The sequence below is a fragment of the Actinomycetota bacterium genome, from assembly GCA_019347675.1.
Lineage (GTDB): Bacteria > Actinomycetota > Nitriliruptoria > Nitriliruptorales > JAHWKO01 > JAHWKW01.
In genome coordinates this window covers 131,944-143,630 of record JAHWKW010000009.1, presented here as the reverse complement: position 1 = coordinate 143,630, position 11,687 = coordinate 131,944, and the positions used below count along the sequence as shown (strand labels likewise).

At 69.6% G+C, this 11,687-nt stretch carries 11 protein-coding genes; 2 read left to right on the top strand and 9 right to left on the bottom strand.

Translation table 11 applies throughout. The features are described 5' to 3' along the window. Window positions 1-1,212 precede the first annotated feature (1,212 nt). From era to hrcA, 7 genes are all read right to left on the bottom strand, one after another. Window positions 1,213-2,157, bottom strand: coding sequence for a GTPase Era (gene era / locus KY462_07985; protein MBW3577661.1), 945 nt, complete (start codon window positions 2,155-2,157; stop codon window positions 1,213-1,215). A 5-nt stretch (window positions 2,158-2,162) separates the two neighbouring features. Next, window positions 2,163-2,630, bottom strand: a complete 468-nt coding sequence (locus KY462_07980) for a cytidine deaminase (GenBank protein ID MBW3577660.1) — start codon at window positions 2,628-2,630, stop codon at window positions 2,163-2,165. After that, complete coding sequence (locus KY462_07975) at window positions 2,627-3,898, bottom strand: hemolysin family protein (GenBank protein MBW3577659.1); 1,272 nt, start codon at window positions 3,896-3,898, stop codon at window positions 2,627-2,629. The genes KY462_07980 and KY462_07975 overlap by 4 nt, the downstream gene beginning before the upstream one ends. Continuing rightward, window positions 3,895-4,341 carry an rRNA maturation RNase YbeY gene (gene ybeY, locus KY462_07970; protein ID MBW3577658.1) on the bottom strand — a complete coding sequence of 149 codons (447 nt, stop codon included), beginning with the start codon at window positions 4,339-4,341 and terminating at the stop codon, window positions 3,895-3,897. Before ybeY ends, KY462_07975 begins: the two co-directional genes overlap by 4 nt. 3 nt (window positions 4,342-4,344) lie before the next feature. Beyond that, complete coding sequence (locus KY462_07965; GenBank protein MBW3577657.1) at window positions 4,345-5,292, bottom strand: PhoH family protein; 948 nt, start codon at window positions 5,290-5,292, stop codon at window positions 4,345-4,347. Between the two features lie 222 nt (window positions 5,293-5,514). After that, on the bottom strand, window positions 5,515-6,621 hold the full coding sequence (locus tag KY462_07960; protein MBW3577656.1) for a J domain-containing protein: 1,107 nt from the start codon (window positions 6,619-6,621) through the stop codon (window positions 5,515-5,517). Next, window positions 6,614-7,690 carry a heat-inducible transcriptional repressor HrcA gene (gene hrcA / locus KY462_07955; protein ID MBW3577655.1) on the bottom strand — a complete coding sequence of 359 codons (1,077 nt, stop codon included), beginning with the start codon at window positions 7,688-7,690 and terminating at the stop codon, window positions 6,614-6,616. The genes KY462_07960 and hrcA overlap by 8 nt, the downstream gene beginning before the upstream one ends. A 255-nt stretch (window positions 7,691-7,945) precedes the next feature. On the opposite strand from hrcA, the gene KY462_07950 reads away from it, so the two are divergent. Together KY462_07950 and KY462_07945 are read left to right on the top strand one after the other, a co-directional pair. Continuing rightward, window positions 7,946-8,302, top strand: coding sequence for a phage holin family protein (locus tag KY462_07950; GenBank protein MBW3577654.1), 357 nt, complete (start codon window positions 7,946-7,948; stop codon window positions 8,300-8,302). Next, window positions 8,299-8,532 carry a hypothetical protein gene (locus tag KY462_07945; protein MBW3577653.1) on the top strand — a complete coding sequence of 78 codons (234 nt, stop codon included), beginning with the start codon at window positions 8,299-8,301 and terminating at the stop codon, window positions 8,530-8,532. The genes KY462_07950 and KY462_07945 overlap by 4 nt, the downstream gene beginning before the upstream one ends. Before the next feature lie 5 nt (window positions 8,533-8,537). Here the strand turns inward: KY462_07945 and hemW are convergent, their stop codons facing one another. Continuing rightward, on the bottom strand, window positions 8,538-9,680 hold the full coding sequence (gene hemW, locus KY462_07940; GenBank protein ID MBW3577652.1) for a radical SAM family heme chaperone HemW: 1,143 nt from the start codon (window positions 9,678-9,680) through the stop codon (window positions 8,538-8,540). Beyond that, the gene (lepA, locus tag KY462_07935) at window positions 9,677-11,530 is read right to left on the bottom strand and encodes a translation elongation factor 4 (protein ID MBW3577651.1); all 1,854 of its coding nucleotides are present in this window, start codon (window positions 11,528-11,530) and stop codon (window positions 9,677-9,679) included. Before lepA ends, hemW begins: the two co-directional genes overlap by 4 nt. Window positions 11,531-11,687 lie beyond the last annotated feature (157 nt).

Here is an 11,687-nt window from a genome sequence, read left to right as displayed (position 1 = left end):
CGGACGACCGACGGGCGGTCGCCGACGTCGCGCCGAACCCGGGCGGCGCTCCGCTCCTCGTCGATGGCGTCGGCAACCCCTGTGAACGTCCGTGGTCGGGCCGCAGACCACGCAATCCGGCGCGCCGTTCCCCCACGGTGCAACCGTCTCGCGAACTTCGATGCCATCCGTCGGTGCCTCTACGCCGGTGACGTGGGGAGGGGAGACGACACGCTGGTCCCTCTGCCCGTCATGTCTGTCGACCAGGTCGGGATGACGTCCCTCTCGAACCCGTTCAGGCCTTCCGGTGGTTCACGCGACGCCCACTCATGCGCGTCAGTAACTATGTGCGGGAATCTGGACCTTAAGGGACCCCCCAGAACGGGGAATGTCGCGCGGTTCGCGCCCAGCTGCACGGCTCCTGAATGCGGTAGTCCGGGCGGGTCCGCAAACAAACGCCGCTACGGCCTGCTCCGGCTTCCGCCACCGCGGGACGCGGGTCCGGGTGTGGCGCAAGGGTTGAACTGAGCGGGGCCGGCCATGGAGTGAAGTGCCGCGTCACCGGCACCGGGGCCGCCTGTAGGCTCCAGTGCACTCGGCAGCTTGGTCAGCGCATGGATGAACTCATTGCAGTCATCCGCACTGCACGGTCGAGGCCTTCGAGTGCCGGACCACCGCGTGAGCGGATACCAGGAGACTTCGAGACGGTGTCACTTCCCGGGACGGATGCTGATGCCCTCACGGCCCTACTGCAGTCCCAGGGTGTCCACTCCATCATCGAGATCGGACTTGCCTACGGCGCGTCGGCACTGGCGGTGGCCGAGGCGCTGGCGGTCCAGCCGGAGAGCGCCAGACACACGTCCGCGAGTACGTCGATGCCCACCTTGTCGAACTGATTCTGGAAGGCGTCGATGATCGTCACGATAGCCAGCCCTGCAAGGAATTCTAGGCGCATACCAATACCTTCGATCGCGACAGACTGACGAAGAGTGTTGAATCCACGGACGACTGCCCTAACATTGGCCCGCAATCGGCGGCTGTTGTCGTCTTAGCCGAGAGAATGACAGCCATGGCATGACCGAACGCGTGTCCTCGACGCCCGCAGCCACCGGTGAAACCTCTTCGCTCGCCGTGTCCGTGTCGGCCGCAAAGCGGCCCTCGCCTCGCAGGTAGGGGACTGCCGACACATATCAGGTCTCCGGCGGCCCGGGTAAGTGCGTCCGACACCTAGTCCTAGTACCCGAAGCGCTCCAGGCGGCGGGGATCGCGCTGCCACTCCTTGGCGACCTTCACGCGAACATCGAGGAAGACACGCGCCCCCAGCAGCGTCTCCAGCTCCTGGCGCGCCTGCGTGTTGGCCTTCTTCAGCACGGCTCCCCCGCGCCCGATCACGATCGCCTTCTGGCTGTCACGCTCGACGTAGACGGACGCGAAGATCCGGATCAGGCCAGGTCCGCTGTCGTGCCGCGGCGCCTCCTCCTCAACCTCTTCCACAACCACCGCGATCGAGTGCGGCACCTCCTCGAACACCCGGGTGATGAATTTCTCGCGGAGGATCTCGGCGATCAGCTGCCGCTCCGGCTGATCGGTGACCATGTTGCGCGGGAACAGCGGCGGCCCCTCGGGAACGTATCCGGCGAGAACGTCGGCGAGGTGCTCGACGTTGAAGCCGGTCACGGCCGAGGTCGGAACGATCTCGGCCCAGTCCCCCAGTTCGTCGGCCCGTGCGAGGATCGGAAGGAGGCCGTCGCGCGAGACGCGGTCCTCCTTGTTGACCACCAGCACGACCGGAGAACCGACCTCAGCCAACTGCTCGGCGATGAACGCGTCGCCCCGCCCGATGCCCGCATCGGCGTCCACCAGGAAGCACACGACGTCCACGCCCGACCAGGTCCGCTTGACCAGATCGTTCATGCGGCGGCCCAGCAGGGTGCGGGGCTTGGCCATCCCGGGGGTGTCGATGAACACCAGCTGCACGTCGGGCCGCGACACCACACCGCGGATCGCGTTGCGGGTGGTGCCCGGCACCGGGGTGACGATCGCCACCTTCGACCCGACCATGGCGTTGAGCAACGTGGATTTGCCCACGTTGGGCCGTCCCGCCAGGCACACGATCCCCGACCGGTGATCCTCGGCGACCTCCTCGTCGTCGGAGGCCAGGATGGCGCCGAGATCCAGCTCGCTCACGGCGTCTCCGGGAACGTTCGCGCCCCGGTGTTGCGGGCCTGCGCCAAGCGCACCGGACCGAACGCGTGTGGCAGCAGCTCTCGGATCGATGCCACCAGCGGCCGCCCAGCGTCGCCGCTGGCGTACACGACCGCCTCCGGACCGAACTCGAAGATCACCTGCCGGCACGCCCCGCACGGCACGCACGGGTCGTTGCCGTCGCCGACCACCGCGACAGCCACGATCGGCGAGCGCACGCCAGTCCCCACCAACGCCTGGATCGCGACCCGCTCCGCGCACTGTGCCAGCGGGGCTGCGGCGTTGTCGACGCTCGCGCCCTCAGCGAGGCGCCCATCCTCGGTCAGGACCGCCGCCCCGACCCGGAAGCCGGAGTACGGGGCGTACGCACGCTCCCGCGCGGCCCGTGCTCGCCGCAGCAGGTCGGCCTCGTCGACCGCATGTCCGGGTCGGGCCGCGCCTCTCATGACGCCTCAGCCCGGCTGGGCTCCTCCTCGGGGCGGGTGACCAGGACCTTGCTGACCCTGCGGCCCTGCACGCGCTCGGCGACGAACGTGAACCCGTCGACCTGCACGGCCTCGCCCGGTTCGGGGACGCGCCCCAGCAGGCCGATCATGAGGCCCCCCACCGTGTCCCAGCCCTCGTCCTCGGGCAGCTCGGCGTCGAGAAGCTCGTTGAGGTCGTGCACCGTGATGCGCGCACTGACCCGCAACCGGCGCTCGTCGAGGTGCAAAACCGGTGGCTCCTCGTGATCGTGCTCGTCGACGATCTCGCCGACGATCTCCTCGAGGATGTCCTCGATCGTGACCAGCCCGACCGTCGCGCCGTACTCGTCGACGACGATCGCCAGGTGCACCTTCTGGTTCTGCAGCTCACGGAGCAGGTCGTCGGCGCGTTTGGACTCAGGCACGAAGGTGGGCGTGCGTATCAGCTGTTGCCAGCCGTCCACGTCGTCGCCGTCGCCGAGAAGCCCCAGGATGTCCTTGGCGTACACCACCCCCACGATGTGGTCGCGCTCATCTGCCCACACCGGGACGCGTGAGAAGCCGCTGTGGACCATGGTCCGCACCACCGCCGCGAGAGGCGCGTCGGCTTCGACGACCACCATGTCGGGGCGCGGAACCATGATCTCCCGGCAGACCGTGGCGCCCAACTCGAAGATCGAGTGGATCATCTGCCGCTCGTCCTCTTCGATCTGGCCGTCCGCCTGCTCGTCCTCGTCGGTGGAGCGCATCAGTCGGCGCAGCTCCTCGTCGGATGCGAACGGTCCGGCCCCGGCATGTGGCGCCACCGCCCCGCCGGCGGCGATCAGCCACCGCACCACCGGCTGCAGAGCGCGCGCCAGCCACGCGATCGCCGGGGCGACGCGGAGCCCGACCGTGTCGAGGTTGCGCAGCGTGTAGCTACGCGGCGCAACCTCCGCCAGGACGAAGCTGAAGATCGCGAGCAAAGCTACCGCGACCACCGTGACGAGCGACCCCGCCCGCAACGCGACCGCCGTGAGGACCGCCGCGGCGGTGACACGCGTCACGATCGTCAGCAGCAGCAGCACGTTCAACCCGCGTGCCGGGTGCTCGACCAGCCACAGCAGCTGCTTCGACCCCGGCGCGCCTTCCTCATCGAGCCGCAGGGCGCGCACCACCCCGATCCGGGTCAAGACGGTCTCGGACGCGCCGAGGAAGCTCGCGAAGGCCACCAGCGCGACGACGAGGATGACACCCACGGCGACGCTCAACGTCCCGCCTCGCGGTAGCTGTCCAACAGCTCCTGCGTCACCGCCGACATCTCCCGCTCGTCCGCCGGGTCGGCATGGTCCATGCCCAGCAGGTGCAGGATCCCGTGGACGGTCAACAGCCGCAGCTCGTCGGTGACGCGGCGCCCGAGCTGCGCAGCCTGACGCTCGGCGACGCCGGGTGCGAGCACGACATCACCGAGGATGGCAGGCACGCCCGGCGGGGACTCCCCCGGCTCGTCGATCGGAAAGGCGAGGACGTCCGTGGGACCCTCCTCACCCATGTGGTGGGCGTTGAGGGCCGCGATCGTGTCCTCGTCGACCAGGATGACCGACAACTCCATGTCCGGTGGGACGCGGCGCGCGTCCAGGACGTGACGGGCCAAGGCAGCGAGGTCGTCGCTGTCGACTGGATGGTCCTGCTCGTCGGCGACGAAGACGGCCATCGGTCACAGACGACCCGGAGCCTGCGCGGTGCGGCGATCCTCCTCGTCAGCGTGACGTTCGTAGGCTTCGACGATCCGCTGGACGATCTGGTGGCGTACCACGTCGCCGGCGGCCAGGTACGCGAAAACCACCCCGTCGATGTCGGCGAGGATGTCTCGGACGACACGGAGCCCCGAGTGGCGCCCCGCCGGCAGATCAACCTGCGTGATGTCTCCGGTCACGACCGCCTTGGAGCCGAACCCGATACGGGTGAGGAACATCTTCATCTGCTCCGCGGTCGTGTTCTGCGCCTCGTCGAGGACGATGAACGAGTCGTTGAGCGTGCGGCCCCGCATGTACGCGAGTGGAGCCACCTCGATGGTGCCGCGCTCGACGTGTGCGACCAGATCCTCGGCGTCCATCATGTCGTGCAGCGCGTCCCACAACGGCCGCAGGTACGGGTCGATCTTCTCCTGGAGCGTCCCGGGGAGGTACCCCAGGCTCTCACCGGCTTCGACCGCGGGACGGGTGATGATCAGCCGGTTGACCTCGCGCGCGCGCAGGGCCTGTACGGCGGCGGCCATCGCCAGGTAGGTCTTGCCGGTCCCGGCCGGTCCGATCCCGAAGGTGACGGTGTTCGCTGCGATGGCATCCAGGTAACGCTTCTGACCCAGCGTCTTGGGACGGATCGTCCGTCCGCGATGGGTGAGCGCCGCGTGGCTCAACACCTGCGACGGCGCTTCGGGAGCGTTCGCACGGACCATCCGGATCGTCTGGCCGACGACGCTTCGGTCCAGGCCCTGGCCGCGACCTAGGAGGCTCAGCAGCTCCTCGAAGAGGCGCACCACCCGATCGACCTCGTCGGGGTGGCCGGTGACCGAGATCTCGTTGCCGCGGACGTGAACGCTGGCGTCGAAGGCTTCCTCGACCAACCGGAGCAGCTCGTCTCGGGTCCCCAGCAGCGCGACCATCGAGCGGTCGCCGGGGACGAGGACCTTGGCGGAGGTGACCGGGGCGGTGCCGGGCGACGACGGCTGGGGCGTCGGGGAAGGCTGTGGGCTGCTACTCAAGTGGCGCGCGTGCTCCTCGCGGCGACGCTGTGGTCGGGGTTGACAGCCAGTGTACCCGGTACGACTGTCGAGAGGCTTGGTCGGCGGACGTCTGGTTCGGTCAGCCGGCTGCGGCGACGACGGTCAGCGGAAGGCTTCGCGGAGCCGGCGGAACAGACCGCGACCGGTCGGTGGTGCCTGCTCGCCGCGGACCTCGGCGAACCGCCGGAGCAACTCCTCCTCCTCCGGTGACGACACGCGCGGCACCTCGACGTTCACCCGAACGTGAAGCGCCCCCGGGTCGTGGCCGCCGCGGCGGGGCAAACCCGCCCGGCGGATCGTCAGGACGTCGCCGGGCTGCGTGCCGGCCGGCAACTCCACCGTGGTGGTCTGCCCGGTCAGCGTCGGGACCTCGAGCGTGGCGCCGAGCGCGGCGTGGACCAACGGGACCGACACGTCGCAGGTGAGGTCGCGGGCGTCGCGGGTGAACACCTCGTGCGGCCGAATGCGGACCTCGACCAACAGGTCTCCGGTCCGAGCGCGGCGGCGTCCAGCCTCGCCCCGAGCGGATACGCGCAGCCGATCACCGTGCTCGACCCCGGGCGGGACCTCGATCGTGACGGTTCGCCGCTCGCCGTGACGGCCTTCCCCCTGGCAGCGCGGGCACGGGTCCCCGACCGTCCGGCCGGAGCCACGGCAATCCGGGCAGGGCCGGACGGTCGCCATCTGTCCGAACGCCGAGCGCACCACCCGACGGACCTGGCCGGCGCCCCCACACGTCCGGCAGGTGACCGGTCCGCCGTCGCCCGCCGAACCGCTGCCGTCGCAGCGCTCGCACTGCACCGCCGTGTCGATCGTGACCTCGCGCTGGGTGCCGACGGCAACCTCCTCGAGGTCCAGTTCGATGCCGACGAGGACGTCACGCCCCGGTTCGTCGGTGCGCGGACGGCTCGACGTGGTGAACCCCGTCCCGAAGAACGCATCGAACACGTCCCCGAGACCGCCGAAACCGCCACCGAAGCCGAACGGATCGGAGCTGGCTGCACGCGTCGCGTCGTCACCGAACCGGTCGTAGCGGGTCCGGCGCCCAGGGTCGGACAGCACCTCGTAGGCGTGGGTGACCTGCTTGAAGGCATCCGCGTCGCCGCCGGCGTCAGGATGCAGTTCGCGGGCTCTGCGCCGGTAGGCGCGCTTGATCTGGTCCTGGGACGCATCGCGCGGCACTCCCAGGAGGGCGTAGAGGTCAGCCACGAAGACCCCCGTGGTCCCCCGCGCCGCCACCGTCGGTCAGTTCCCGCAACATCGCCTGGAGATGTTCGGCGACCGCCTGCACGGCGGCGAGCACGATCGGGTAGTCCATCCGGGTGGGACCCAGCACCCCGAGAGATCCCGGCACCTGCCGCCCGTAGCCGGTGGCGACGATGGAGGCGGCCCTGAGCTGCTCGATCGGCTCGTTCTCCTCGCCGATGCGGACCAGCGGCCGGTCCAGCGACGCCGACTCGGTGAGCACCCGGCCGAGCGTGACCTGCTCCTCGAGGAGCTCGAACACCTGCTGCAGCTCCGACCCTTCGAACGTCCCCTCGGCGGCCAGGGCCGCCTGGCCGCCGACGAAGACCCGGTCGGGGTCGGGGTGGACCAGTTCCGTGCCGACGGCGGTCGAGACGTGCTCGATGAGCTCGCGCAGCTCCGGCGGGGCGGCGTCGACCAAGGAACTCACCGCACCGGGGACGTCGGTCATGGCCAGACCCGCGCTGGTCTCGTTCAACACCGTGCGGGTCCGTTCGACCTCCAGGGCACCGACCGGAGCCGACAGCTCGATCAGCCGCTTCTGGACGCGGCCGGTGTCGGCGATCAGCAGCACCAGGACGGTCTGGGGAGCCAGGCCGACCAGCTCGACCAGCTTCAGGCGGGACCGGTCCAGGGCCGGTGCCAGCACCAGCGAGGCGTACCGGGTGAGGCGCGACAACACCGAGGTGGTGCGACGCAGCAGGTCCTCGAGGTCACGCGCTTCGGACAGGAAGCCCCGGAGGGCGGCCCGCTGGGCCTCACCGATCGGGCGCAGCTCGTCGATCGCGTCCACGAAGTAGCGGTACCCCTTGTCCGTCGGGACCCGGCCGGCCGAGGTGTGCGGCTGGGCGATGTATCCGGCTTCCTCCAGCGCCGCCATGTCGTTGCGCACGGTCGCGGCGGACACCTCCAAGCCGTACGACTCAACGATCCGCTTGGAGCCGACCGGCTCGGCCCTGTCGACGAACTCGCGCACGATCGCGGTGAGGATCGCCGCTTTGCGCGGCTCGAGGGACGCGGGGTCGTCGGACACGGGCGCTCGGCACCTCCTCACAGGCGCGGGGTCCCACGCGGAGTCGGACGGGATGGTACCGCCACGCCTCGCGCCCCGGTCGTGACCGTCCGTTCGTCCACGCGGCCGCACGGGTGACTGCGAGAAACTCGAGTCGCAACCCGACCGCGGGAGGCTCTGCTGAGCACGTCCACCACGCCGTCCACCACGCCGTCCACCACCCCGCCGCGCACGCAGCGGGTCCCGCCGCCCGACGGCCGGCCGCCCACAGAGATCGTGCGCTCGCTGCTGGACGAGACACAGCGGCTGGCCTACAAGCACGTGGAGTTGGCACGGATCGAGATCCTCGCCGCCGTGGAGGCCCGGATCCGGGGTCTGGCGGCGTTCATCGTGGCGGGGGTCGTGGGGCTGTTCGCGCTGGGCTTTATGGCCAGCGCCGCTGCCTTCGGGTTGGACGAGGTGATGGCACCCTGGCTGTCGCGGATCATCGTGACCGTCTTCTTCCTGGTCGTGGCCGGCGGCGCGGCGCTGTACGGGTTCAAGCGCCTGCAGCAGCCGTCGATGACGCCGCAGACCACCAAGCAGACCTTGAAGGAGGACGCCGAATGGGCCAGGACCCAACTCGGACGGTGAGGGAGATCGAGGCGATCCGCACGCGGATCGACACCCAGCTCGTGGAGCTGGCCGACGCGTTCCCTCCCCGCGACGAGATGGTGAGGCGCGCGTTGCTCGCGGCGACCGGTGCTGCGCTCGCCGCGTTCTCGCTGTGGCTCATCGTGCACCGGGTCAAGGTCAACCGACGCGAAACCCGCGTGAAGCGGCTCGTCAAGGACGCGATCCGGGAGTTGAACGGAGCAGCCTGACAGTCTCAAGCCAGCCGGCGGATCAGCTCGTCGAGGAGGAACCAACCGTCGGCGGTGGCCTGGAAACGACCGCAGGACAGCTGCAACAGGCCGGCTCCCACAGCGTCGTCGACCGCGGCCGCGTCCAGCGGCGGGACGTCGGCCGGGTGCAGGCCCTCGCGGACCCGCAGGCCGAGCAACAGACGCTCCATCGCACGTTCGTCGACGGTCAGGTCCTCGTGGCCGGCGATCGGGTCCTCGAACCATCGCTCGATCGAGCGGTGGTTCCACCAACGGCGACCGGAGCGGTGACCGTGTGCACCGACCCCCAAGCCGAGGTAGTCCCCGTGCCGCCAGTACAGGACGTTGTGACGGGATCGTCGTGACGCGCCCCGCGCCCAGCTCGACACCTCGTAGTGGTCGAAGCCGGCGTCAGCCAGGATCTGGCGGCCGACGTCGAAACGGCGCCGTTGCAGGTCGGGGTCGGGTTCCCGGATGCGGCCGTGCGCGACCGCCCGGCCGAACGCGGTGTTGGCCGCGACGGTGAGCGCGTACGCCGAGACGTGGTCGACCTCGCAGGCCAGCACCGCGGCGAGGCTCCCGGCCCAGTCCGCGTCGGTCTCCCCCGGTGTTCCGTAGATGAGATCGAGGTTGACCTGGGCGATCCCGGCTGCCCGCGCCGTCGCGACGGCGGCCGGGACCCGGTCGGGGTCGTGTCGCCGCTCCAGCGTGGCCAGGACATGCGGGGCGAACGACTGCGCCCCGAGGCTGATCCTGTTCACGCCGGCGTCCGCCAGCGTCCGGAAGCCAGCCTGGTCGGCCGTCTCCGGGTTGGCTTCGACCGTGATCTCCGCATCGTGTGCGACGTCGAACGACGCCCGCACCGCCGCGATCAGGCCGGCGAGGTCGTCGGCGGGCAGCAGCGTCGGTGTGCCCCCGCCCACGAACACGGAGGTGACTGCCGGCCAGGGGCCCCGCTGGGCCCATCTCGTGATCTCCGTCCGCAGTCGCGCTGTGTAGCGGCCGATCAGGTGAGAGCGGTCGTCGTAGGTGGCGAAGTCGCAGTAGCCGCAGCGGTGCGCACAGAAGGGGACGTGCAGGTACACGCCGAACCCGGCCTTGTCGCCGCACTCCAGGGGTTGCCTCAGCCACCGCTTCGAGCTGCTCACCGACCTGGGACCTCCTGGCCGCCCCCGCCGACCTTGAGTGCGGCGACGAACGCCTCCTGAGGGACCTCCACCGACCCGAGCATCTTCATGCGCCGCTTGCCGGCCTTCTGCTTCTCGAGCAGCTTGCGCTTGCGCGAGACGTCACCGCCATAGCACTTGGCCAGGACGTCCTTGCGCTTGGCCTTGATGGTCTCGCGGGCGATGATCTTGCTCCCGATCGCGGCTTGGATCGGGACATCGAAGAGCTGGCGCGGGATCAGATCCTTCAGCTTGCTGACCATCGCCTTGCCGTAGTCGTAGGCCTTGTCGCGGTGGACGATGTTGCTGAAGGCGTCGACCGGCTCCCCGTTGAGGAGGATGTCGACCTTGACGAGGTCGCCCGGCTGGTACTCGTCACGTTCGTAGTCGAGTGACGCGAAGCCGCGGGTCTTCGACTTCAGGTGGTCGAAGAAGTCGGTGATGATCTCCGCCAGCGGCAACCGGTAGCGCAGCTCAACGCGCTCCTCCGACAGGTACTCCATCGCCACCATCTGCCCGCGGCGCCCCTCGCACAGCTGCATGACCGCACCGACGTACTCGGCGGGTGTGAGGATCATCGCGCGGACTGTGGGCTCCTCGATCCGTGCGATCCGGTTGGGGGGCGGCAGGTCCTGGGGGTTGGAGACCTCGATCGTCTGCTCGGGATGCTGTGCGCCGTCTTCGAGCACGACCTGGTAACGGACACTCGCGGCGGTGGCCACCAGCGGGATGTCGTACTCGCGTTCGAGGCGTTCCATCACGATCTCGAGGTGCAGGAGTCCCAGGAAACCGCAGCGGAAGCCGAAGCCCAGCGCCGTGGACGTCTCGGGCTCGTAGACGAACGACGAGTCGTTGAGGCGTAGGCGGTCGAGCGCCTCGCGCAGCAGCGGGAAGTCGTCGGAGTCGACCGGGTACAGACCGCTGAACACCATCGGCAGGGGGTCGCGGTAGCCGGGCAGCGGTTGCGCCGCCGCGCGGGTGCGGTCGGTCAGCGTGATCGTGTCACCGATCTTGGCCTGACTCACCTCCTTGATCGAGGCGTGCAGGTAACCGACCTCACCGGGCCCCAGCGCGTCGACCGGGGAGGGCTCGGGAGAGATGACACCCAGCTCGTGGATCTCCGACTCGAACCCGGTGGCCATCAGGCGGATGCGATCGCCGCGGCGCAGCCGCCCGTGGACGACCCGGAAGTACACCACCACACCGACGTAGGGGTCGTAGATCGAGTCGAACACCAGCGCGCGAGTCGCCGCATCCGGGTCCCCGGCCGGGGCGGGCACCGCCTGCACGATGCGGTCGAGGAGCTCGGGGACGCCTTCGCCGGTCTTGGCCGAGATCGCGAAGACGTCGTCGACCGAACCGCCGAGGATGGAGACGATCTCGCGGGCGATCTGCTCGGGGCGCGCGGCCGGGAGGTCGATCTTGTTCAGCACCGGGATGATCTCGAGGCCGGCGTCCACCGCCAGGTACAGGTTCGCGATCGTCTGGGCCTCCATCCCCTGGGCCGCGTCGACGAGGAGCACCGCCCCCTCACAGGCGTTCAGCGCCCGGCTGACCTCGTACGAGAAGTCCACGTGCCCAGGCGTGTCGATCAGGTTCAGCAGGTACTGCTCACCCGCCCCCGGCGGGCGGTACGGGATACGCACCGCCTGCGCCTTGATCGTGATACCCCGTTCACGCTCGATGTCCATGCGGTCGAGGTACTGGTCGCGCATCTTGCGCGGGTCCACCAACCCGGTGTGCTGCAGGATGCGGTCAGCCAACGTCGACTTGCCGTGGTCGACGTGGGCGACGATGCAGAAGTTGCGGATGCGCTCGATCGGGTACGTCACGACAGGGAAGCGACCTCATCGTCGACGAGCGCACGGGCCGGGCGCTCAGGGAGACACGGCCAGGGTACCGACCAGGGTCACGGTTGGTTGCCGGCGATGCCCGTGGTAACCTCCCCGCGCAGCCTGGATCGGGTTGCGTCCCTTGTCAGCGTGGAAC

Excerpts from the sequence above, each read along its gene's own strand:
- KY462_07980 (MBW3577660.1), bottom strand. The coding sequence starts at position 2,630 with ATGAGAGGCGCGGCCCGACCCGGACATGCGGTCGACGAGGCCGACCTG.
- ybeY (MBW3577658.1), bottom strand. The coding sequence starts at position 4,341 with ATGGCCGTCTTCGTCGCCGACGAGCAGGACCATCCAGTCGACAGCGAC.
- KY462_07965 (MBW3577657.1), bottom strand. The coding sequence starts at position 5,292 with ATGGTCGCGCTGCTGGGGACCCGAGACGAGCTGCTCCGGTTGGTCGAG.